Annotated in this window: 18 protein-coding genes; 8 read left to right on the top strand and 10 right to left on the bottom strand. The window is 65.1% G+C overall.

Annotated features, from left to right (window positions below; translation table 11 throughout):
- Positions 1–1,101 (top strand): Hint domain-containing protein, encoded by a 1,101-nt coding sequence (locus PVW27_RS07320; RefSeq protein WP_274556440.1) that lies wholly within the window; start codon positions 1–3, stop codon positions 1,099–1,101.
- Between the two features lie 84 nt (positions 1,102–1,185).
- Here the strand turns inward: PVW27_RS07320 and PVW27_RS07315 are convergent, their stop codons facing one another.
- Both PVW27_RS07315 and dapD read right to left on the bottom strand, forming a co-directional pair.
- On the bottom strand, positions 1,186–1,530 hold the full coding sequence (locus PVW27_RS07315) for a hypothetical protein (protein WP_274556438.1): 345 nt from the start codon (positions 1,528–1,530) through the stop codon (positions 1,186–1,188).
- Entirely contained in the window at positions 1,523–2,350 is an 828-nt protein-coding gene (gene dapD, locus PVW27_RS07310; protein WP_274556436.1) for a 2,3,4,5-tetrahydropyridine-2,6-dicarboxylate N-succinyltransferase, read from the bottom strand. Before dapD ends, PVW27_RS07315 begins: the two co-directional genes overlap by 8 nt.
- Positions 2,351–2,526: 176 nt before the next feature.
- On the opposite strand from dapD, the gene PVW27_RS07305 reads away from it, so the two are divergent.
- Entirely contained in the window at positions 2,527–3,372 is an 846-nt protein-coding gene (locus PVW27_RS07305) for an LOG family protein (protein WP_274556454.1), read from the top strand.
- A 103-nt stretch (positions 3,373–3,475) separates the two neighbouring features.
- Positions 3,476–4,708, top strand: coding sequence for an META domain-containing protein (locus tag PVW27_RS07300; protein WP_274556435.1), 1,233 nt, complete (start codon positions 3,476–3,478; stop codon positions 4,706–4,708).
- Between the two features lie 66 nt (positions 4,709–4,774).
- On the opposite strand, the gene PVW27_RS07295 is transcribed toward PVW27_RS07300, so the two are convergent.
- From PVW27_RS07295 to PVW27_RS07285, 3 genes are all read right to left on the bottom strand, one after another.
- Entirely contained in the window at positions 4,775–4,987 is a 213-nt protein-coding gene (locus PVW27_RS07295; RefSeq protein WP_274556434.1) for a hypothetical protein, read from the bottom strand.
- A gap of 292 nt (positions 4,988–5,279) precedes the next feature.
- A complete protein-coding gene (rlmN, locus tag PVW27_RS07290; protein WP_274556432.1) occupies positions 5,280–6,461 on the bottom strand; it encodes a 23S rRNA (adenine(2503)-C(2))-methyltransferase RlmN in 1,182 nt (393 codons plus the stop codon).
- Between the two features lie 123 nt (positions 6,462–6,584).
- Positions 6,585–7,073 carry a hypothetical protein gene (locus tag PVW27_RS07285; RefSeq protein WP_274556453.1) on the bottom strand — a complete coding sequence of 163 codons (489 nt, stop codon included), beginning with the start codon at positions 7,071–7,073 and terminating at the stop codon, positions 6,585–6,587.
- 246 nt (positions 7,074–7,319) lie between these two features.
- On the opposite strand from PVW27_RS07285, the gene PVW27_RS07280 reads away from it, so the two are divergent.
- Complete coding sequence (locus tag PVW27_RS07280) at positions 7,320–8,315, top strand: asparaginase (RefSeq protein WP_274556431.1); 996 nt, start codon at positions 7,320–7,322, stop codon at positions 8,313–8,315.
- 9 nt (positions 8,316–8,324) lie between these two features.
- On the opposite strand, the gene PVW27_RS07275 is transcribed toward PVW27_RS07280, so the two are convergent.
- On the bottom strand, positions 8,325–9,356 hold the full coding sequence (locus PVW27_RS07275) for a Hint domain-containing protein (protein ID WP_274556430.1): 1,032 nt from the start codon (positions 9,354–9,356) through the stop codon (positions 8,325–8,327).
- Between the two features lie 136 nt (positions 9,357–9,492).
- Positions 9,493–10,371 (bottom strand): phosphoserine phosphatase SerB, encoded by an 879-nt coding sequence (serB, locus tag PVW27_RS07270; protein ID WP_274556429.1) that lies wholly within the window; start codon positions 10,369–10,371, stop codon positions 9,493–9,495.
- A 157-nt stretch (positions 10,372–10,528) separates the two neighbouring features.
- On the opposite strand from serB, the gene PVW27_RS07265 reads away from it, so the two are divergent.
- Positions 10,529–11,683 carry a phosphoserine transaminase gene (locus tag PVW27_RS07265; RefSeq protein ID WP_274556428.1) on the top strand — a complete coding sequence of 385 codons (1,155 nt, stop codon included), beginning with the start codon at positions 10,529–10,531 and terminating at the stop codon, positions 11,681–11,683.
- Between the two features lie 80 nt (positions 11,684–11,763).
- On the top strand, positions 11,764–13,359 hold the full coding sequence (gene serA, locus PVW27_RS07260; protein ID WP_274556426.1) for a phosphoglycerate dehydrogenase: 1,596 nt from the start codon (positions 11,764–11,766) through the stop codon (positions 13,357–13,359).
- 63 nt (positions 13,360–13,422) lie between these two features.
- Here serA and PVW27_RS07255 read toward each other — a convergent pair whose 3' ends face one another.
- Positions 13,423–13,806, bottom strand: coding sequence for a hypothetical protein (locus PVW27_RS07255; protein WP_274556424.1), 384 nt, complete (start codon positions 13,804–13,806; stop codon positions 13,423–13,425).
- A gap of 298 nt (positions 13,807–14,104) precedes the next feature.
- Here PVW27_RS07255 and PVW27_RS07250 point away from each other — a divergent pair, with 298 nt between their 5' ends.
- Positions 14,105–14,833, top strand: a complete 729-nt coding sequence (locus PVW27_RS07250; protein WP_274556422.1) for a metallophosphoesterase family protein — start codon at positions 14,105–14,107, stop codon at positions 14,831–14,833.
- Positions 14,834–14,920: 87 nt separating this feature from the next.
- The gene (locus tag PVW27_RS07245; RefSeq protein ID WP_274556421.1) at positions 14,921–16,096 is read left to right on the top strand and encodes an acetyl-CoA C-acyltransferase family protein; all 1,176 of its coding nucleotides are present in this window, start codon (positions 14,921–14,923) and stop codon (positions 16,094–16,096) included.
- 24 nt (positions 16,097–16,120) lie between these two features.
- On the opposite strand, the gene pbpC is transcribed toward PVW27_RS07245, so the two are convergent.
- A complete protein-coding gene (gene pbpC, locus PVW27_RS07240; protein ID WP_274556419.1) occupies positions 16,121–18,148 on the bottom strand; it encodes a penicillin-binding protein 1C in 2,028 nt (675 codons plus the stop codon).
- Positions 18,145–23,601: an alpha-2-macroglobulin family protein gene (locus tag PVW27_RS07235; protein WP_274556417.1), complete on the bottom strand. Its 5,457-nt coding sequence runs from the start codon at positions 23,599–23,601 to the stop codon at positions 18,145–18,147. Before PVW27_RS07235 ends, pbpC begins: the two co-directional genes overlap by 4 nt.
- Positions 23,602–23,691: the final 90 nt, after the last annotated feature.

The following is a 23,691-nucleotide window of genomic DNA, read 5'->3' as shown; positions in this document are numbered from 1 at the left end:
ATGGCGTGGATCGCGATTGCCGACCGCGCGACCCCGCGCTTTTCCTGCTCTGGCCTTGGCAGCGATGCCGGGCGTGCCGAAACCGCCACCCAGCGTGACGATCCCTCGGCCTTGCTGGCCCGTGGCACCCTGCTGCTGGAAGCGCGGTTGGCGCCGGATGGCCGCCCGCAAACCCTGCTGGAGTGGGAACAGATCCTCCCTTGGCGGCGGGGACTGTCCCTTCAGGCCATTCCGGGCGGCGGTGTGGTGCTTGTCGTGTCGCAGGGCGGACAGGTCTGCCACGGTGTCGTGCAGCACGATGCGGTGAATGGTGATGATACCTTGCGGATCAGCTATAGCTGGGATGCACCTGCGCGGACGGGGCGTCTGGTCGTCGAGAAAGTCGGTGCGCCCGGCCTTTTCCTGACCGAATTGCGCGATCCGCCGCCGCTGCTGTTGCGCGACGTGCAGCTTGTCGCCATGCACCCCGAGACCCGCAGCATGGACAGGGATGTCAGCTTCTTCGCCGTATCGACCCGCATCGAGCCGGTCGGTCCCCTGCCGACGCTGGACGCGCGGGTGCCGCTCTGCACGCCATATGGCTATCGTCCGCTGGGCCGCATTGCGCGCGGCGACATGCTGCGGCTGAGCGATGGCGGCAATGCGCCGGTGTTGCAGGTGGTCAGACGCACCGTCCCGGCCAGCGGCTTGCTGCGCCCCGTGCGGTTGCGCGCGCCCTATTTCGGGCTGCAACAGGATATCGTCGTCGCCCCCGAACAGCGGCTGGTCATCGGCGGATCGGATGTCGAATACCTGTTCGATCAGGAATTCGTGCTGGTCCCCGCGCGCCATCTGGTCAATGGCACGGCCGCGCATTTCGTGGCCGGTGGTCCCACCGTGACCTATGGACAGGTGCTGCTGCCCACGCATGAGGCGATCCTTGCCGCAGGTACGGCGGTGGAAAGCCTGTTCATCGGGCGCATCCGCAGGCATCCGGCCAAGACCGCGGCCAGCCTTCTGGCGGGGATGGAACGCGCACGCCTGCCGGATCACGCGGCCTCGGCCTATCCGGTGCTGCGCGCCTTCGAGGCGATTGCCCTGTCCCAGCGACGGGCCGCCTAATGGAGAGGGGCTGCCCATGGCGTGGCGGGCCACGCGTGTTTTGAGAATGATGAAAGGGCAGCGCGGGTCAGGGCAGGGCGTGGCTCAATCGTCGAAAGGCGTGACCTGCGCGACGATGACGGCGTTCTCCTCAAGCGCGCGGGCCATCAGGGCGCGCTCGTCCTCGTCGATCTCCTGCCCGTCAGCAAGGCGCTCGTCCAAGGTGCCGTAGCCCGTCACATCCAGCGGGGCCATATCCGCCTGCTTGAGGATCGCCACGGTCTCGCGCACCGCCTCGGCCTCGTCCACGCCCGAGGCATAGATCATCAGCGCCGCCCCGGTGGATTTCGGCGGCAAGCCGTCACCCTCCTTGCGGCCCACCTCGACCAGCAGGGTATAGACCTGCTGGCGCGAGGGTTTCTTCGCGGGCTTGGGGGAATCGTCAGTCACGCAACAGCTCGTTGATCGATGTTTTCGACCGTGTCTGCGCGTCCACCTTCTTCACGATCACGGCGCAGTAGAGGTTGATCCCGTTCTTGGATGGCATCGACCCTGCCACCACGACCGATCCTGCGGGCACTTCGCCATACATGACCTCGCCCGTTTCGCGGTCCACGATCTTGGTGGATTTGCCGATGAACACGCCCATGCCCAGAACCGAGCCTTCGCGCACGATGCAGCCCTCGACCACTTCGGAGCGGGCCCCGATGAAGCAGTTGTCCTCGATGATCGTGGGGCCGGCCTGCATCGGTTCCAGTACGCCGCCGATACCCACGCCGCCCGACAGGTGCACGTTCTTGCCGATCTGCGCGCAAGAGCCGACGGTGGCCCAGGTGTCGACCATCGTGCCGCTATCCACATAGGCACCAAGGTTCACAAAAGACGGCATCAGCACCACGCCCGGCGCGATATAGGCCGAGCGGCGCACGACGCAGTTCGGCACGGCGCGGAAGCCCGCGGATTTCCAGTCGGCGGCCTGCCAGCCCTTGAACTTGCTGTCGACCTTGTCCCACCAGCCGCCCGATTGCGGCCCGCCGTCATGCACTTCCATGTCCTTGATGCGGAAACCCAGCAGCACGGCCTTCTTGGCCCACTGGTTCACATGCCAATCGCCATTCTCCTGCCGTTCAGCCACGCGCAGCTTTCCGCTGTCCAGCGCATCCAGCGTGGCCTCGATCGCATCACGCGCCTCGCCCTTGGTGGCGGGCGTGATCCCGTCGCGGGCATCCCACGCGGCTTCGATGGCGGTCTCAAGGGCGGCGTTCGACATGGTGACATCTCCGGTCGGCTGAATTGGGGTTGGCCACGCCTATAAGGCCAAGCGCGCCCGCGCGCAATCATGCGACATGCGCGCCAGTGTCGGACCGTGCGGTGCCGCCATCGTCACTGGTCTTGCGCCATCCGCTTTGATAGGTCTGATCCATGCCTTTCCAGAAAGCGACCCCGATGAAAGACGACCGTTCCAGCCCGTTCCGCGATGCGCATACGGATATTGAAACCGCTCATGGCGTGCCACAGACCGAGCAGACCCGATCCGCAGCGTACCGTCTGGCCTTCGCGGACAACGAATTCCTTGTCCGCGACGAACTGCGCCCGGTCCGGTTGCAACTGGAACTGCTCAAGCCGCAGATGCTGCTGGATGAATACGGGGTGGAAAGCACCGTCGTCCTGTTCGGCGGCGCGCGCATCCCGTCTCCCGCCAAGAAAGACACCGCCACGACCAAAACGCTGGCGGACCTGTCCAAATACTACGAGGAAGCGCGCCGCTTTGCCTATCTCGTGACGCAAGCCTCACTGGAAAGCGGCGGGCATCGCAACATCATCACCACGGGCGGTGGTCCCGGCGTGATGGAGGCGGGCAATCGCGGCGCCAAGGAGGCGGGCGGCATTTCCATCGGCCTGAACATCGTGCTGCCCCATGAGCAGGCGCCCAATGAATTCGTGACGCCCGATCTGTGCTTCAACTTCCACTATTTCGCGATCCGCAAGATGCATTTCCTGATGCGCGCCAATGCGGTCTGCATCTTTCCCGGCGGTTTCGGCACGCTGGACGAAATGTTCGAAAGCCTGACCCTGATCCAGACCGGACGCATGAAACGTGTCCCCTTCCTCCTGTTCGGGCGCGACTTCTGGGAGAAGATCATCAACTGGGAGGCGCTGGCCGATGCGGGCACCATCTCGCCCGAGGATCTGACCCTGTTCCGGTTCGTCGAAACAGCCGAAGAAGCCATGGCCGCAATGGCCGATTGGGAAGGGGCCGGGGAAAAACGCGGTGCCATTCCCGGTCGGTGACGGCTGGCCAATCTTCGCCTTGTCCCGTCCAAAACCATTGAGCGGATGTCCGGCCGGTCTATACTGACCGGTGATATCCCTGTTACTCTGGAAAGGGTCCGTGATGTTCCGTCTGGCTTGCGTTTCCCTTCTGGCACTCGCGTTTGCAACAGCCGCTGCCGTGGCGCGGCCTGTCGAGGGGATGCTGACCTATCTGGCGCGCGTCGCATTGCCCGCCGGGGCGGAGATCGTGATCGAGGCGCGGGGATTGCAGGACACCCTATTGGCCGAGACACGGTTTCAGACGGGCGGCAGACAGGTGCCGCTGCCCTTCGCGCTGACCCTGCCCGATGGAGTCAGTGCCCGCATCCGCGCCGCCGTGGTGATGGATGGGCAGCCTTTATGGGTCAGCGATGCGATCACAGTGACGGCAGGTGACACGCCCGTGGCCCTGGGCGAGATCGTACTGAACAGCTTTCAACCGATGGGCTTTGCCAGCACCCTGCGCTGTGGCGATGTCCGGTTGCGCGTCGGTTTCTTCGAGGATCGCGCGGTTCTGGAAACCGAAACGGATCGGCTGATTCTGTCGCAGGTGCCCGCCGCCTCGGGTGCCAAATTCGAGGACTCGGCGGATTCGGGTACCTTCTATTGGTCGCGCGGGGATACGGCGCTGGTCTCGCTGGCCGGGGAAGAGTTGCCCGAATGCGTCGCCGTCCCGCCGGAACCGGATCAGCCATATCGTGCGCGGGGGACCGAGCCTTTCTGGTCGCTGACCATCGCGGGGGGACAGGTGGAACTGATCCCGAATATCGGGATGGCCCCGGTGCGGACGCGCTTGCCGCGCGCAGGGCTGGACGGGGCGGATTTCGTCTTCGACATGGCCAGCGCTGGCATGGTGCTGCGCCTGTCCGAAACGATCTGCCGCGATCTGATGACCGGCACCCCCTATCCGCAAACGGTCAGCGTGACATGGCAGGAGAGTGACTTGCAGGGATGTGGCGGTGAATCGATCGACCTGCTGGCCGGTGTCGAATGGGTGGTCGAGGATCTCGACAATGCAGGCATCGTGGACAGCGCGAATGTGACGATGGAATTCGATGCAGCCTCGCGGCGTCTGGCCGGGCGCGGCGGGTGCAACCGCTATAACGCGGCGTTCGATCTGAGCGGCGAGGGGCTGAGCATCGGACCGGCTGCGGCGACGCGCATGGCCTGCGCCCCTGCATTGATGGAGCAGGAACAGCGGTTCTTCGCAGTTCTGGCGCGGATCAGTCGCTTTGACATCGATCCGACGGGGGCGCTGCTGCTCTATTCCAACGATCAGCAAGAGCCACTGATAAAGGCCCGGATCGCCGAATAGACCATTCACTACTGCAACACGTTCAGAGTGATCGCGCGACGCAATCGAAACGACTTTTTTTCGATATCAAACTGCGATTTCGCCCGGAACGGCACAGACAGGCGACCCCGTGCGCAGGCTGGTGACCACGACCCCGCCCTCGGCTTGCGTCAGGCTATAGCCATACCCGGCCAGACGGTGTTTCCACTCACGCGGCGACAGCGCCTTGCGCCGTTCGCTCAGCACCAGATCAAGAACCTGAGCCGCCATGAAGGCGTCGTTGGCTTGGATAACGGACATATTCTTTACTCCTGTTGGTAAACCCTCACAGGAAACAATCTGTTCAAAGACTTGGGCGTGAATTCTACGGGAATTGGGCGATTACAGGGCGGCGGGAAACAATTAAGGCAGCGTGAAAAGGATTGTTCACGCCGGTGCTCGTTCTAAAATTATAAAATAATTTCAATAAACTAGTAAACAAAACCGGGCCTTGCCGCACACCCCGTCGCCGCAGCCCGGCATGACCGCGCCATCATTGTGGCGCGGGCCGGATGGTTCGGCCATGGTCCTGGCACATGTCGTGATTCCGCGCTCAGCGCAGCCCGGCTTCGGCCTCGATCTGGGCGCGCGTCTTGCGGGCGCGCTCGGTCGCAGATTTCAGCTGACCGCAGGCGGCCATGATATCCTCGCCGCGCGGGGTGCGGATGGGGCTGGCGTAACCAGCCTTGTAGATGATGTCGGCAAAGGCATGGATACGGTTGTTCGACGACCGTTTATAGGGCGCGCCGGGCCATTCGTTGAACGGGATCAGGTTGATCTTGGCCGGAATCCCCTCGATCAGCTTGACCAGACGCCGTGCATCCTCATCCGTATCGTTCACCCCGGCCAGCATCACATACTCAAAGGTGATCCGCTCTGAGTTCGAGACTTTGGGATACTCCCGCAGCGCATCCAGCAGCGCCGCAATGTTCCAGCGCTTGTTGATCGGCACCAGCTTGTCGCGCGTCTCATCCGTTGTGGCGTGAAAACTGACGGCCAGCAGACAGCCGATCTCCTGCGCGGTGCGCGCAATTTCCGGCACCACGCCAGATGTGGACAGGGTGATCCGCCGACGGCTGAGGCTGATGCCTTCGGGGTCCATCGCGATTTTCATCGCGTCGCGCACATTGTCGAAGTTATACAAAGGCTCGCCCATGCCCATCAGCACGATATTGGACAGAAGCCGCGTCTCGTCCTTGGGGTTGCGTCCCGGTGCGGGCCATTCGCCCAGATCGTCGCGCGCCACCATCACCTGCCCGATGATCTCGGCCGCCGTCAGGTTGCGCACCAGTTTCTGCGTGCCCGTATGGCAGAACGAACAGGTCAGCGTGCACCCGACCTGAGAGGAAATGCACAGCGTGCCGCGTCCTTCCTCGGGGATATAGACAACCTCGACCTCGTGCCCGCCTGCGATGCGTACCAGATATTTGCGTGTGCCGTCCTCGGACACCTGCCGGGTCACGACCTCGGGCACCTCGATGCAGAAATGCTCTGCCAGTTCCAGACGATAGGGTTTCGCCAGATTGGTCATCTGCTCGAAATCGCGCACGCCCTTCTGATAGATCCACTGCCAGATCTGACCCACGCGCATCTTGGCCTGCTTTTCCGGCGTGCCATGGGCGATCAGCGCCGCGCGCATCCCGTCACGGGTCAAGCCGACAAGGTTGACCGGCCCGTCCGGCAGCTTGCGCGGAATGGTCATCACATCCTGGGTGATCGGGGCGGTGGCGGTCATCGGGCTATCCATCCTTGGAAACAAGCAGGGCACATACAGGATTCGGAGGCCGAATCCAAAGGCTAGTTTGAAATGACAAAGGGCAGCCCACAGGGGCTGCCCGTCATGGCGATGCGGTCTGCGTCACTGACAGCGGCGTGCAGCCTCATCCGTGGCGGCGGTATAGCCCAGCAGCGAGAACGTATCCTTGGTCACCGTGCCCCGGCTGGAGCGCGCGGTCAGGATGGCAGAGGAGCCGCCTTTCAGCGCCGTGATGATCCGGGCATCATCTTCGGCCGAAGCTGGCCAAGCCCATTCGCCTTCGGTGAACAGCTCGAACTGGGTGCCGCCGATATCCAGATTGACGGTCGATCCCGACGCAAAGGGATAGCCGCCCGTGAACGTTACCTGACCCGTGACCCCGGCAGCGGGGCGATAGAATGTCATCAACAGGATCTCGCCGCGCTGCACCGCCACGACACGGCCATCGCGGGTGTTCACGGTTTCCTTGGGCGATGAAACGGCCCAGCATTCCTTGGGATCGGCATCCTCGAAGACGCTCCAATCCGTGTTGGCCGCGACCTGATTGTTGCTTGTCTGCTGGGCCCACGCCCCCGTTGTTGCCAGGACCATTGCCGCCCCGACACCTGCGCGGATCCATCCACGCGCCAGTCTTGATGTCATATGTCCAGCCTCCAAGCCGTCCGTGCCTCAGTTTCGTGATGGGTCCGCTTTTGCCGTTTTCGGCCTTTTCGCGATGCCCATTCTCTTCTCGACCTTGCAACAATAGCCTGAAACCTGCCACAGACGAAAGAGGAGTTGGCGGAAAATCGCACAGGATGATCCGTTGCTCGCGCAGAGTTGAGAGAGGAGTATCCGATGACTGCCCCCGCACCCATGGCCGAGATCTGGCGTGGCCCCTTTCTGGAAAGCATCCATCATGGCCATGCCGTGATCTGCGATGCCTCGGGCGACATCGTCGAAGCCTGGGGAGATCCTCAGGCCGTGGTGATGCCGCGCTCCTCGTCCAAGATGCTGCAAGCCCTGCCGCTGATCACCAGCGGGGCGGCGGACGCGGCCCGGCTTTGGCCCGAACATCTGGCACTCGCCTGCGCCAGCCATCAGGGCGCGGCGATCCACACAGACCGTGTGAAGGGCTGGCTGGATCATATCGGCTGCACCGTCGATGATTTCCGCTGCGGCCCGCAAGAGCCCGCCGATATTCCCGCGCGCGATGCATTGATCCGGGCGGGGGAATCACCGTGCCAGATCCACAACAACTGTTCGGGCAAACATGCCGGTTTCCTGACCTTGAACCGCCACCTGCGCGGCGGGGCAGACTATATCGACCCCGATCACCCGGTGCAGCGCGCCTGTCTTGACGCGTTCCAAGAGGTGACAGGCGAATCCAGCCCCGGCTACGGCATCGACGGCTGTTCCGCCCCGAATTTTGCCACATCCCTGCACGGCATGGCCCGCGCGATGGCCTTTTTCGCCGCCGCTCGTGACGGCGGCACCGCCCAGCAAAGCGCCGCTACCCGTCTGGTGCAGGCAATGGTGACATTCCCCGAACTGGTCGCGGGCGAGGGAAGGGCCTGCACCGCGCTGATGCGGGCGATGGACGGGCGCGTGGCGCTGAAAACCGGGGCCGAGGCGTTCTTCATCGCCATCATCCCGGAACACAAACTGGGTGTCGCGCTCAAGATCACCGATGGCAGCACGCGCGGCGCGGAATGTGCCATTGTCGCGATCCTCGTGCGGTTGGGTGTGCTGGCGGCGGATCACCCGGCGACGCGCCTTTACCTGAACGCACCGATCCTGAACCGGCGCGGGGTCGAGACGGGCACGATCAAGCCCGGCGCCGCCTTCGCCTGAAGCGCATCCTCAGGCCACCAGCGCCCCTTCCCATGCGCGCAGGCAGGGGCGCGCCGTCTTGCCTTGGGGGATATCCTCGAACAGTTCGGGGAAGATCTGGGCCAGTTCGGCCAGCGTGTCGTCCCCCAGCGTCGCCAGCGATTCCTGCGCCAGATGCAGGCTCTCGCAAGGGCAGCCTTCGGCAAAGATCACCTCATGCCGGTCAAAGGCCAGATGCACATAGGTGATCCGGTCCCGTGGCGCGCGGCGGATCGTCTGTCCATTCACCAGATGTTTGGCCGCCACCAGAACCTGGGGCCTCGCGAAATACATCTCGGCGCGCCAGTCCTGCACCAGCATCCGGTGCTGCGGCGACACCAGCAGATCCCGGCGATTGCCAAGGCTGCCTGCGCTGATCTGGATCGGGGCCAATGCGCCGATCCCCGGAACGCTGCGCTGTCCGATCCACCGCAGCGGCTGCGGCCCGTGATCCGCAGTCATGATCAGATCGCCGGGGCGCAGCGTTTCGATCTGCCGCGGACCTGACGCCGTTTCGATCACTGTGCCTGCGGCAAAGCAGGGAAAGACCGGCGGGTCCGTGGGAAAGGTGCTGAAGGACAGTTGCTCACCGCGCGGCGGATCGGCACCCGGTCCGATTTGCATGTTGCCCGGCGTGATCCCCTCTGTCGCGATGATGATCTGCGCCGGGCTGGTCATGATCTGATGTGTGCCGGACGAGGCCCGCCCCTGAAACTGGTCATGCTGCGGGTTGAGTGAACTGTAGAGCGGAGGGCCGGGCGGCGTTGTGTCCGGCCAGGCATAGATGTCCACCATCTGCCCGTTGCGGAACATGTCATCGCCGGCGTTCACCTGCCGGATCACGATGCGGAACACATCATCTGCCCCGCCAAGCGCCTGAACCCCTTGCAGTTTCACCTGCATCCCGTTCGAATTGCCCGAGGAGGACAGCCCGGAAAAGGTGCCGATCTGGTTCCCTGTCAGAAAAATCTCGACCGTTGGCAAGAGCGCTGCTCCTTCCGAGGACGTCCATTGCGACGTCACCCTGTGTTGCTTTTGGTTAACCTGATGATTTTACTGGCAAGCAAGCAGGGCAGACCTTGGCGAACTCCTTCTCCGCAGGCAATGACGAACGAACCCTTTGGACAGGGTGATGCGGCAATGTCACGCTTGGCCGGTGTCAGGCGGCAGCGAAATCTGCCCGACTGTAACCCTGGATGAACAACAGCGCGGTCAGATCGCCGTGGTTGATGCGCACATCGCATTGCGCCGCCACGCTAGGTTTCGCATGCAGCGCAACACCCGTCCCGGCGCGTCCCAGCATGCCCAGATCATTGGCCCCGTCGCCCACGGCGATCACGTCGGCTTCGGCAATGCCCAGCCGCGCGCTGATCTGCTCCAGCGCCTCGATCTTGGCCTGCCGCCCCAGAATGGGCCGCGCCACGTCGCCGGCCAGCCGGTTGCCCTCGATCAGCAGGGTATTGGCGCGGTGCTCGTCAAAGCCCAGAACCGCCGCCACCTTTTCCGTGAATGCGGTAAAGCCTCCCGACACCAGCGCCGCATGGCCGCCATTGGCCTTCATCGTCGCGACCAGTTCGGCCCCGCCCGGCATGAAGGTGATCCGTTCCCGCAGAACCTGTGCGATCACGCCCGCATCCAGCCCCCGCAGCAGCGCCACCCGTTCCAGCAGCGCGGCCTCGAAATCCAGCTCGCCATTCATCGCCCGCGCGGTGATCCCCGCCACATGCGCGCCCACGCCCGCCATATCGGCCAGCTCGTCGATACATTCCTGCTGGATCATGGTGCTGTCCATATCGGCCAGCAGCATCCGCTTGCGCCGGCCTGTCGCGCCCTGCACCACCAGATCCAGACCCATGCCCTGCAGATCCTCCCAGACCTGCCAGCGATTCGCGGGCAAGGTAGGCAGGACGAACTCCGCCGCCGCATCAGGATCCAGCCAGACCACATCCCCGCCACCCCATGCGTTGCGCAGGCTGTCCAGCAAAGACCCCTCCAGATTGCGCGTGGCGGGATTGGCTAGAACGGTGGCAATGAACATGGGCGTGTTTCCGATCGTGGATGTCGATGTCGCAAATTGCGCGGGATGCGGCGCTATAGCGTCATTCTCCCCGTTGTGAAAGGATCTGAACCCTTCTATTTCCGGCGGTGGGACACCCCTCCCCAACGGGGGGCGCTTATCTGGAAGGATAGCATCAATGACGACGACCAAACCGGCATCGCGGCCGGCCAATCCGCGGTTCTCCTCTGGCCCCTGTGCCAAAATCCCCACATTCTCGCTTGATCTGCTGGCAGACGCGCCCTTGGGCCGCAGCCACCGCGCAGGCGTAGGCAAGGCCAAGCTGAAAGCGGCCATTGACGGCACGCGCGAGATTCTGGGCATCCCCGCCGATTACCGCATCGGCATCGTGCCCGCTTCCGACACCGGCGCGTTCGAGATGGCGATGTGGACCATGCTGGGCGAACGCCCCGTCGAAATGGTCGCATGGGAAAGCTTCGGTGCGGGCTGGGTCACTGATGTGGTCAAACAGCTCAAGATCGACGCCCGCGTGCATGAAGCAGGCTACGGCGAGATCGTGGATATGGCCGCGCTCGATTACGACCGCGACGTCTGCTTTACATGGAACGGCACCACCTCCGGCGTGCGCATGCCGCATGGCGACATGATCCCGGCGGATCGCAAGGGCCTGACGATGTGCGACGCCACATCGGCGGCCTTCGCGCAGGACCTGCCATGGGACAAGCTGGATGTGACCACGTTCAGCTGGCAAAAGGTGCTGGGCGGTGAAGCCGCGCACGGGATGCTGGTCCTCAGCCCCCGCGCGGTCGCCCGTCTGGAAAGCTATACCCCTGCATGGCCGCTGCCCAAGATTTTCCGCCTGACCTCCAAGGGCAAGCTGATCGAGGGGATCTTCGTCGGCGAGACGATCAACACACCGTCGATGCTGGCGGTCGAAGATTACCTCGTGGCGCTCGACTGGGCGCGCGCGGTCGGTGGCCTCAAGGGGCTGATGGCGCGGGCCGATGCCAATGCCGGGGCCATCTGGGATTTCTGCGAAACCCGCCCGTGGATCGCCAATCTGGCGGTCGATCCGGAGACACGCTCGAACACCTCGGTCTGTTTGAAGTTCACCGATGACCGGATCAAGGACGGTGCCGCCTTCGCCAAGGCCGTGGCCAAGCGGCTGGAGTCCGAAGGCGTGGCGTTGGATATCGGCGCCTATCGTGACGCGCCCGCCGGTCTGCGGATCTGGTGCGGCGGCACGGTGGAAACCGCCGATGTGCAGGCCGTTCTGCCTTGGCTGGAATGGGCCTTCCATACGGAAATCGCGGCGCAGGCCGAAGCCGCCTGATCCCTTGATCCCTGATTGTTCCGGGGTGCGCGCTGCTGCGCGCCCCGCCCCCCCTCATTTCACATCAAAGGACCACTGATATGGCTCCCAAAGTTCTCATCTCCGACGAATTGTCCGACGCCGCCGTGCAGATCTTCCGCGACCGCGGGATCGACGTCGATTTCCAGCCAAAGCTGGGCAAGGACAAGGACAAGCTGATGGAAATCATCGGCAATTACGATGGTCTGGCGATCCGTTCGGCCACCAAGGTCACCGAAAAGGTGCTTGAAGCCGCGACCAACCTCAAGGTTGTGGGCCGCGCCGGGATCGGTGTCGACAATGTCGACAAGGAAGCCGCCAGCAAGAAGGGCGTGATCGTCATGAACACGCCTTTCGGCAACATGATCACCACCGCCGAACATGCCATCGCGATGATGTTCGCCGTGGCTCGCCAAATCCCCGAGGCGTCCGCCTCCACCCATGCGGGCAAGTGGGAAAAGTCGAAATTCATGGGTGTCGAACTGACCGGCAAAACCCTTGGCGTGATCGGCGCGGGCAATATCGGCGGCATCGTCTGCGACCGCGCACGCGGGCTGCACATGAAGGTGATCGCCTATGATCCCTATCTGTCCGACGAAAAAGCCGCCAAGATGCATGTCGAAAAGGTTGAACTGGACGACCTGCTGAAACGCGCCGATTTCATCACCCTGCATGTGCCGCTGACCGATGCCACGCGCAACATTCTCAGCCGTGAGAACCTCGAAAAGACCAAGCCCGGTGTGCGCATCATCAACTGCGCGCGCGGCGGTCTGGTGGATGAGCAGGCGCTGGCCGACCTGCTGACCTCCGGCCATGTGGCAGGTGCCGCCTTTGATGTGTTCGCCGAGGAACCGGCCACCGAAAACCCGCTCTTCGGTCTGCCCAATGTGGTCTGCACCCCGCATCTGGGGGCCGCCACGACCGAGGCGCAGGAAAACGTCGCCCTGCAAGTGGCCGAACAGATGTCGGACTACCTGCTGACCGGGGCCGTGACCAACGCGCTCAACATGCCTTCCGTCACCGCCGAAGAGGCCAAGGTCATGGGCCCCTGGGTCAAGCTGGCCGGACATCTGGGCAGCTTCATCGGCCAGATGACGGACGAGCCGATCAAGGCGATCAACATCCTGTATGACGGTGTCGTGGCCGAAATGAACCTTGCCGCGCTGAATTCTGCCGTGGTGGCGGGTATCATGAAGCGCGTGAACCCGGACGTGAACATGGTCAGCGCGCCCGTGATTGCCAAGGAACGCGGCATCAAGATCTCGACCACCAATCAGGACAAGTCGGGTGCCTTTGACGGCTATATCAAGGTGACCGTGGTGACCGAAAAGCGCGAGCGTTCCATCGCGGGCACCGTGTTCAGCGATGGCAAGCCGCGCTTCATCCAGATCAAGGGCATCAACATCGACGCCGAAGTGGGCGCGCATATGCTCTACACCACGAACGAGGATGTGCCCGGCATCATCGGCACGCTGGGCATGACCATGGGGCAGGCGGGCGTGAACATCGCCAACTTCACCCTTGGCCGTGCCGCCGCCGGGGGCGAGGCCATCGCCATCCTCTATGTCGATGAGGCGGTGAGCGAGGCTGTCTGCAAGAAGCTGCAGGACACCGGCCTGTTCCAGCAGGTCAAGCCGCTCGTCTTTGACGTGAACTGATTACAGTTTTACCGGTTTCGACATATGGCGCCGCCCCGGAAACGGGGCGGCGTTTTGTTGGTCTCAGACCGCCACGGGCCGCTGCATCCCCTGTCGCAGCACCACGATCAGGAACAGCACCATGGATGCCAGCGTCAACGTCGATCCGATCTTCGCCAGGGTCATGTCCTGCCCTTGGATTGCCATGACGATACCGGGCACCAGCAGCACCACACCCCCCAGCGCACAGGCCAGATGCAGTTTCGGCAACCACCCTGCCTGCGCCTCGGGCACAAGATGATAGTAGAAGGCAAAGATCGACAGTGTGACCCATCCCACAAGGTTCAGATGCGCATGTGCGCCTGACAGCTTGTGGTCGCCTGCGGCCGACATCTGGATTCCCCAGGCCATGCCGACCAACACCGCGATGATCGCGGCGCAAAGAAAATAGAACGCGATACCCCTCATGTCCTTGTCCTTTCCGTTGTCCGCCCCGTCGGGCAGATGACGCGTATCGGGCCCTTTGACCTCGGAACAGGCCGGACCTCTGCCGCGCCGATATTGGTTCAGAAACTGGTTACGGGCGTCCCCTGCATCACATGCACCGGATGACAGGGGGCGTCGGCAACATCATGCCGCAACCCGGCGAGTCGGAAAAGATCATCTGCGCTCGCCCTTTTTCGGTGAAATTCGCCGGGGATGATCCTTTCGGAACAAGCCGATACGCGATATGTCACCCCAGAGGTTCACAACGAAAGACCCTGCGATGGCCCAACCCCTCTATGTGATCGGCGACATTCACGGCGAGATCGCGATGCTGGACACCGCACTGGAGCGTATCGCCGCCGATGGCGGGGCCGATGCGCCGCTGATCAGTCTGGGTGATCTGGTGGATCGCGGCCCCGACAGCCGCGCGGTGATTGACACATTGATGCAGGGGCAGATGGCGGGGCGTGACTGGACCGTGCTCAAGGGCAATCACGACCGCATGTTCCACCGCTATCTTGAAGATGGCCGGATCGACGACCCGCGCATCGTCTCCAAGGTCGACTGGCTCAGCCCGCGTCTGGGTGGCGTGGCCACGCTCGCCGCTTATGGGGTATCGCTCGAAGAAGGGCGCGACCCTGCGGATATCCTGCAAGAGGCCCGCGCCGCCGTGCCCGCCGCCCATCTGGCCTTTCTGCAATCCCTGCCTCTCTACCATCAGCAGGATGACAGGCTTTTCGTCCATGCGGGCATCTCCCCCGGTGTGCCTCTGGCCGATCAGACCGAGGATGATCTTCTCTGGATCCGTGACCCTTTTCTCACCTATACGGAGCCGCATCCGATGCTGGTCATACATGGCCATACCGCGCTGGAGGCCCCCGCCCATTATGGCAACCGCATCAATCTGGACAGCGGCGCGGGCTATGGTCGCCCCCTGACCGTGGCAGTATTCGAAGGGGATCGCGTCTGGACGCTTGACGCCGACGGTCGACGCCCTCTGACGCCGTGACGGAACGTTTCGCTGCCCCGGCTTGACTTTGCGGCATCCGGGCGACACCAAACGACTGACCAAATTCACAAAGCGAAGGGGATTCCCATGACCGATATCGTCATTCTCGACGGCGCACGCACCGCCATCGGCACCTTTGGCGGCGCGCTGGCCGCCGTGCCGCCGACCGAACTGGGCGCCATCGTCGCGCGCGAAGCGCTGGCCCGGTCCGGGGTCGAGGGCGCGCAGATCGGTCATGTCGTTTTCGGCAATGTGATCAACACCGAACCCAAGGACATGTATCTGTCCCGCGTCGCCGCGATGAAGGCGGGCATCCCTGACACCGTGCCTGCGATGAACGTGAACCGCCTGTGTGGATCGGGCGCACAGGCTGTCGTCTCGGTCATTCAGTCTCTGATGTTGGGCGATGCACAATTCGGTCTGGCCGGCGGGGCGGAAAGCATGAGCCGCGCGCCCTATATCGTGCCGGATCAGCGCTGGGGGGCCAAGATGGGCGATATCCGCACGCTGGATATGCTCTTGGGCACGCTGAACTGCCCCTTCGGATCGGGTCACATGGGCGTCACGGCGGAAAACGTGGCAGGAGAGCATGAAATCAGCCGCGCGGATCAGGACGCCTTCGCCATGGAAAGCCAGGTCCGTGCGGCCCGCGCCATTGCCGAGGGGCGTTTCAAGGATCAGATCGTCCCCGTCGAGGTGATGGTGAAACGTCAGCCCGTGGCTTTTGACACTGACGAGCATCCCAAGGCCACCAGCCTTGAGGCGTTGGCCGGTCTGAAACCCGTGTTCAAGAAAGACGGCTCCGTCACCGCAGGCAACGCCTCGGGCATCAATGACGGCGCGGCGGCGATGGTGCTGGCGCGGGCCGAGGCCGCAGAGAAAGCGGGCCTCAAACCCCGCGCCCGCGTGCTGGGCTATGCTCATGCCGGGGTCCGGCCCGAGGTGATGGGCATTGGCCCGGTCCCCGCGGTCGAGGCGCTTCTGGCCCGCACCGGCCTCAAGGCCAGCGATTTCGACGTCGTGGAAAGCAACGAGGCTTTCGCGGCGCAGGCCGTGGCCGTCAACCGTGGTCTGGGGCTGGACCCTGCGATCGTGAACCCCAACGGCGGTGCCATCGCGCTGGGTCATCCGGTCGGCGCGACCGGCGCGATCCTTGTCATCAAGGCCATGGCGGAACTGGAACGTATCGGCGGCAAGCGCGCGCTGATCACCATGTGCATCGGCGGCGGTCAGGGCATCGCACTGGCCATCGAGCGGATGTAACCCGACCGGAGTAACCCGCGCGGGTTACTCCAACACCACCCGCACCCGGTCGGCGCGGCCCGCCGCGTCGATCACGGACAGGGTGACGTGGCCCTTGCCCAACCCTTCCAACGCGGCCTCGCGCCGATGCGTGCCCACCACCAGCGGCGCGCCATCGGCCAGCCATGTGAATGGCGGCACCCCGTCGCGCAGCTTCACCGTCAACGCCTGACCTGCCAATGGCAGCCGCGCGCCGTCAGGCGGAAAGGCCAGTCGCGGCGCATCCATTGGCACCGCCCCCCGCGCGCCGAACCGCTGTAGGGGCAGCGGCAGGCTGGCGTTGGGCGCGATCAGCGTCTCGGGCGGCGGTGGCGGCAAAGGGTCGGCCTGCGGCTTCACCCTCTGGAACGCCTGAAACAGCACAGGCGCCGCCAGATCACCGCCAAAGGCTCCCGGCACGGGCGTGCCATCCGGTCGCCCGATCCAGACTCCCACCACATGCGCGCCATCAAACCCCACCGCCCATGCATCGCGGTGCCCGTAAGATGTGCCGGTCTTGTAGGCCAGCCGCATCCGCGCCGCCCCCGGCGGCGGTTCCATTCCCGCCATGATATGCGCCACCTGCCACGCCGCGGCGCGCCCCACGATGCGTTGCGGCACGGCCTCCGTTGGACTGGTCCAATAGAGCGGCTCGGCCTGCCCGCCTTGGGCCAGCCCGGCATAAAGCTGCACCAAGCCTTCAAGCGAGACACCCACACCGCCCAAAGCCACGGCCAGTCCCGCCTGCCCACCGGGCAGCGCCGCCTCGACCCCCGCCCGGCGCAGGGCGGCCATCAGGTTGGCGGGGCCGATCGCCTCGGTCAGCCGGACCACAGGGATATTCAGCGACAGGCGCAACGCATCGGCCACGCGGATTTCCCCCCGGAACTGCCCGTCGAAATTCTGCGGCGCGTAAGCGCCAAAGGCCACAGGCCGATCGTCGATCAGCGTGTCGGGATGCGCCAGCCCCCGGTCAAAGGCCAGCGCATAGACCAGCGGTTTCAGGGTCGATCCGGGCGATCGCAGCGCCGTGGTCATATCCACAAACCCCTGCCGCGTATCTTGCGAAAGGCCCGCTGACCCGACCGAGGCCAGCACCGCCCCCGTCCTGTGATCCGCGACCAGCATCGCGATGGACAACCGCTCACCCATACCGCGCAGGGCATCGGTAGCCAGATTTTCCAGCTTGCCTTGCAGCCCCGCATCCAGCGTCAGGTCATGGCGCACCTGTCCCGGTGACGCCGCCAGAACACGATCCGCCAGATGCGGCGCGAGGATGGGAAAGGCGATGCGCATGGCGGGCACGGGCTCGCTTTGCGCCGCCTGCGCGGCCTCCGCGCTGATTACCCCTTGCTGCGCCAGCCGCGACAGAACCCGGTCGCGCGCTGTCCGTGCGGCCTCGGGCGCACGGTCCGGGCGGCGCGCCACGGGCGATTGCGGCAAAGCCACCAGCAGCGCCGCTTGCGCCGGCGTCAGCCGCGCCGGTTCCTTCCCGAACCACGCCAGAGTGGCCGCCCGCAGCCCTTCGATATTGCCGCCATAAGGGGCCAACGTCAGATACAGCCCAAGAATCTGATCCTTGCTCAACCGCCGCTCCAGCGCCAGCGCCACCCGCATCTGCCGCAGCTTGCCGGGCCATGCACCCGTCCCCGTCTCTTCCAGCAGGCGTGCGACCTGCATGGTCAGGGTCGATCCGCCCGACACCACCCGCCGATGCCACACCGCCTGCCCGAAAGCACGGATCAGCGCCAGCGGATCGACACCCGCATGGTCGTGAAACCGCTTGTCCTCATAGGCCAGCAGCATGTCCACGAAACCGGGGTCCACCTGATCCGGCCCAACCGCCAGCCGCCACCGCCCATCCGCCACCGTATAGGCACGCAGCAAGGCCCCGTGCCGGTCGCGCACTTCGACAGATGTGGCGGGCAGGGCCGATGGCAGTATCGTCGCGTCGATCCACGCGTCCCCCGCATCCCGCGCCGCCGCCCCAAGGATCAGCAGCGCCGCAACGGCAAAGGGCCAGAGCCGCCTCACTCGCCAACCGTCACGCGGCCCGATGCCGTGGTCGCGCGGTATTCGGGTCGATACATATCCTCGACCAGCGCCGCCGGGTGGTGGAACTGACCGGGCGAGATCGCGCGGACGATATAGGCCAGCGTGAACGGCCGATCCGACTGCCAGTCCACCGCCGCCAGAAACCGGTCGGCGCGGAACTCGGCATGTTCCGCATAGGCCGGGTCCAGCCAATCCAAAGCGGCAACATCGCCCGCGTTCAACAGGTTGGGGTTGTCGATCTCGAACCCTGCGGGCAGCGGATCATTCACCATCAGCCGCGCGCCGGTCTCGTCCGCAGGCGTCACGGTCAGCACCGCCACCAGACGGGTGCCGATCCGCACGTCATCCGGCGACAACGGCGCGCCGTCCAGATCGTAATAGGCGCGTTCGATCCGGTAGCCATAGCCACTGGCCAGCGTCGCCCCCTCGGGCACGCCAAAGGTGGTCAACGTCACCTCCATCGGCGCGGTCGAGGCGTTGCGCAAGCCAACCGGGGCCAGCGCCAGATCACTGTCGGTCGTCCGCAACACCGGGCCAGAGACGGGCAGTCCGTTCACCTCCAGCCCCGCTACGGAGGCGTCACGGCTCAGGGCATGCGCCGCCAGCAACGACCACGACGCCTCCTGCGTGGAAAAGGCCCGGCCCACGGCTCCGATGCGTTGCGCCAGCGCGCCGGTATCCACCGCGCTGCTTCCCGCCTCGACCGCCAGCGCTAGAACGCCCGCCGTATCGCGCAGCTGCGTGCCGTAATCCGCGCGCCAGACCGGGGCCTCGGTCCCGCTGGCCGCGTCGATCATCCGCGCTGCGCGGGCAAATAACCGATCCGCCCGCGTCTGATCGCCATAAAGCGCCAGCGCCGCGCCCAGTTGCGCCGCCGCCAATGGCGTGGCCAGCGCCTCTCCCTTCTGATCGGCGTAATAGCGCAGATCACCCATATTGGCCGCCCCCTCGCGCGCCAGAACCATCAGGGCATAGGCCAGATCCTCGCCCCCCTCATCGAAATCCGGGGCAAAGTTGATCCGGTTGCGCAGATTGTCCAAGGCCAGCCGGAACGCCAGTTCGGGCACATCATGGCCCGCGGCCCGCGCGCGCGACAACAGGTCGGTGACATAGGCATCCAGCCAGAAATCCCCCGATCCCGCCTGCCACAGCCCGAAACTGCCATTGCCCGATTGCCGCGTCAGGATACGGTCCAGACTTTGGTCAATACGGGTGCGGATAGCCTCCGCATCCCCCAAATCCAAGGCGCTGACCATGTCCTGCATCGCCAGCAAGGGCATCGTCTGGCTCGCCACCTGCTCGGTGCAGCCATAGGGATAGCGGTCCAGCATCGCCAGCAGAGCGGGTGCATTCAGCCGCGCCAACGGCCCTGCGGCCAGCGTCAGCGACCCTGTGCCCGCGCGCAGCCCGTTGAACCGCTCTGGCGACAGGTCCAACCCCTCATCCGGGGCCAGCACCACCCGTTCGGTCACCGCGACCTCGGGGTCATTGGCGCGCACGGGCAGGGTCAGGGATTTCACCAACTGCCGCCCCTCCGGCGTGGTCAGGGCAACACGGATCGCATGATCGCCCGGTTGATCCGCCGTCACCGGGATCACGACGACCTGTTTCTCACCCTCCGCAAGCGTCACGCCCGATGGCACAGGGGCCAAGGTCACACCATCGGCCGTCACGTCCAGACCCATCCGCCCGACCGGACCGCTGGCATGGGTGACCTCCAGCAGCAACCGGCTCTCATCCCCCGGTGCCATGAAACGGGGCAGGCTCGCGCTGACCACCACCGGATCACGCACCAGAACATCCGCCTCGGCCTGCCCCACGGCGCTGGGCGACCATGCCACGGCCATCAGCCGCACGGTGCCGTTGAAGGCGGGCAGATCGAACCCGATCACCGTGCGCCCATCCGCGCCCACGGTGACGGGACCGCTGAAAAAGGCAAGCAGGTCCTCGGTCGGCGGCGGCGATTGCAACCGCATCCCCGCGCCTGCATCCCCGCCGGATCGCACCTGCCCCATGGCCCCGTTCAGACTGTCGATCAGGCGGCCATAGACATCGCGCAATTCCATCCCCAGACGCCGCTGCCCAAAGTAATGGGCGGATGGGTCAGGGCTGTCGAAACCCGTCAGGTTCAGGATACCCAGATCAACAGCCGCCAGCGTGACATGGGCCATCTCGTCCTGCGTTATGCCATCCACTTGCACGGCAACCTCCAGAGGCCCGCGCGGGTCGGCGGCCTCTGGCGCGTCGATGCTGACGGACAGTTGCCGCGCGCCGGGATCAACGCCCGCATGGGCCAGCCCCAGCGCCCGTGTGGGCATCCGCCCCGCCGCCGCATCCATTGGCCGGATCACGGTCGCGGTGACATAGGCCCCCGCGCCCCAATCATCAGTGACGGTCAGGGGGATCAGCGTCTCGCCCTCGGCAACCGCGACCGTCTGCATCGAGATCAGGCGGTTCGACATCACCGCGACACTGGCAATCCCCGCATGACGCGGCACGATCCGCAGCATCGCGGTTTCGCCGCTGCGATAAGCGGGCTTGTCCAAGGACAGTTCCAGCAGATCAGGCGTCGTGGCGGTATCCGCAGGCGCATACCAGCCAGCGTCGAACCCGGTCGAGGAGGCGGCATAGACCCCCTCCCGCGTCTCGACCACCAGTTCGTATTGCCCCCAGTCCACCGGGGTCGCAATCTCCAGAGGTTCGGTCCCAAGCACAGCCTCGCCCTGGTCGATGCGGGTGCGTGTGGTGATCGGCTCCCACTGCCATTCGCCGAATTGCTGATACCATTGATAACGCGTCTCGACCCGGTTCACGCTCCAGCGAACGGCCAGGGGGGCAGGGGTCAGATCGGGTGACAACCCGATGATGCGAAAGATGGCTTCGGCCCCCTCCGGCAGCGCGCCATCGAACAGCGGGCGGATGCCGATCATCGGCGTGTCGGGAGTCAGCGCACGGGTCAACTCCCGCTCCACCGGACGGTTCGACCCCTCGGACACCCGCAGGGTCACCCGCGCCTCCAGCGGGCTGCCTGCGGCCTGCACATCCGGCAGGGTCAGGGGCAGGGTCACCCGCCCCGCCTCATCGGTGCGCGTCGCCTGCAGGGAACGGCTGCGCGGGCTGACGGGCTCATCATGGCGGCCAAACCGATAGAGGGGGAAGCCCTCAACCGTATCCGTGCCCCGCAACAGAACCTCGCCCTCCACCGCCAGACCCGCGCCGGGTGCGCCAAACAGATAACGCGCCTCCACGCGCAGCGGCGGCGTATCCCCCGCGCGCAAGGCGCCATCCGGCAGGCTCAGGTCAAAGTCGATCCGTTCGGGCAGGAAATCCTCGACCAGTACAGTGCGACTGGCCAAGGGAGCCGCGTCCACATCGGCCTTCACCTCCAGCCGCCATGTCCCGCGCGGCACCGCATCGCCCAAGGGCAGGGCAAAGACATGTCCCCCCGCCACATCCTCGGTGGAAAGACTGCGGGAGTATTCCACCCCATCGGGCCGGGTCAGGATGGCGGTGACGGGCAGGCCGGGGATCGCGGCGGCGCGGTCGTCACGGGCCAGAACGGTCGCATGGATCACCTCACCCGCGCGGTAAGCGCCGCGATCCGTGGCAAGGAACACATCAATCGGCGGGCTGGGCGGGCGGCCTTCCACCCCGCGATCCGATAGGTCAAAGGCCGGATCGGTCAGCGACAGGAACGCGATATCCTCGACATCCGCCCCGGACCCGCTGCCATGGCGCACCACCACCATCGCAGGCGCAGCCGTGCCGGTGCCCCGCGTCAGGCCCGGATCAATGCGCAGATAGCCCTGCGCATCAGTCGCACCGTCCGCAATCACCGCATTGGCCCGGCTCAACACCTCGACCCGCGCGCCTTCTACCGCGCTTGCGTCGGACAGATGCCGCACCGTCACATGCAGCCCATCCGTGCCCAGCATCGTGGACAGGCCCAGATCGGACAGCACGAACCACTGCGTCGCCCCCGGATCGGCATAGGGATCGGCGCCCGGCACCCGCGCCGTCAGCGCATAGATGCCTGCTGGTTGATCTGCCAGCACATCACCCAGCGGCAAGCGCGTGACCATGTCGCGGTTCAACGCGCGCCCCGTCTCGCCCGTCCCGGTCCAGACCTCGGTCGCGATCTCCGAGGCAAAGCCGCGTTCCTGCCATTCGGGCAAGGTGCTGCCGAAGTAATCCTCCTGCATCGCGCGGATCAGGTTGCGGTCGCTGACGCGCCGCAGCGTCAGGTCGATCCGGTCAAGGTTCACCGTCTGCACCGGCACCGCCGCATCCGCGCTGCGCGGCAAGACATAGGCACGCCCCGGAAAGACGATCGACGGCGACCGATCGCGCACATAAAGCACCTGTTCCACATCGCGCAGCAGCGTCTCGCCACTGGCGGCAGGCAGGCCCGCGCGCAGCACGATGCGGTAACGTTCACCGTGCCGCACACCGTCCACACACAGCTGATTGTCCTGCGCCTCCACCGACAAGGTCGCATCCGGCAGGTTCACGAACGGCGTGTAATCCTGCCCCGCCTTGATCAGCGGCTCCGAGAATTGCGCGCAAATCCGCGGCGCGGCGCTGTCGCTCTCTACCGCATTGCCGATCACGCGGAACCCGTATTTGGCAACGGCCTCCTCCAGCGCGCGGTCCAGATCGGCGCGCGGAGCGATGCTCTGCGCCAGACGCAAGCTCGGGATCATGTCGCGCCCCCGCTCCGCCGCCTCCAACGCCTGCGCCAGAACCTCCAGCGCGCTCACGCGCTGCGCTGGCGCATCGGCGCGCAGATAGCCGTTCACCGCAGCACTCACCGCCCGTTCCCGCAGGCGGATCTGGCTGTCATAATCCTGCGTCTGGATCTGCCCGGTCAGGCGCGCATATTCCACCCACAGATCACTGCGATCCAACAGGGACACCGCCGCCCCCATCCACCCGGCGGCACCGGATCTGTCCCCGGCATTGGCCCGCTCCAGCGCGGCTTGCAGGATCGTGTCCGGATCGAAGCCCCCCGCAGGGTGCAGCGTGCCGATCTCCAGCGCCAGATCGCGCGCGTCCTCCAGAGTCGGACGCCCCAGCCAGTCCAGATCCGCGATACGGGCCGCAGCGGATTGCAGAGCGCCGGGCGCCGTCGCCACCACCTCGGCCGACAGCGCGCCCGCATAGGGGCTGCGCCCCTGCACGGCCGATTTCGGAAAGCAGGCATTCGACCGGGTATTGAAGGTAAAGGCCGCGCAATCGCGATCCGCCAGACAGGCGGTCCGACAGGCCGTCAGCGTCGTATCGAACAGGGGTTGCAGATCGCCACCCGGAAAATCCATGTCCCGCGTCACGACGATACGTCGATCCGGCACGATCTCCTGCGCAAAGGCCGTTGCGGGCGCAAGGCCGACAAGGCCAAGAACAAGGGCAAGCGCTGCGATGGTGCGGGGCATGGCGGATCCTCCTGATCTTGGGGCATGGTGACATGACCGCAGATTTCGGTGCAAGGATTCCTCTTGCCGACGGGCGTGTTTACCCGGAAT

This window comes from Seohaeicola sp. 4SK31, assembly GCF_028802875.1.
Lineage (GTDB): Bacteria > Pseudomonadota > Alphaproteobacteria > Rhodobacterales > Rhodobacteraceae > Seohaeicola.
The sequence above is the reverse complement of the archived record's forward strand: the minus strand, read 5'-3'. Positions and strand labels throughout refer to the sequence as shown.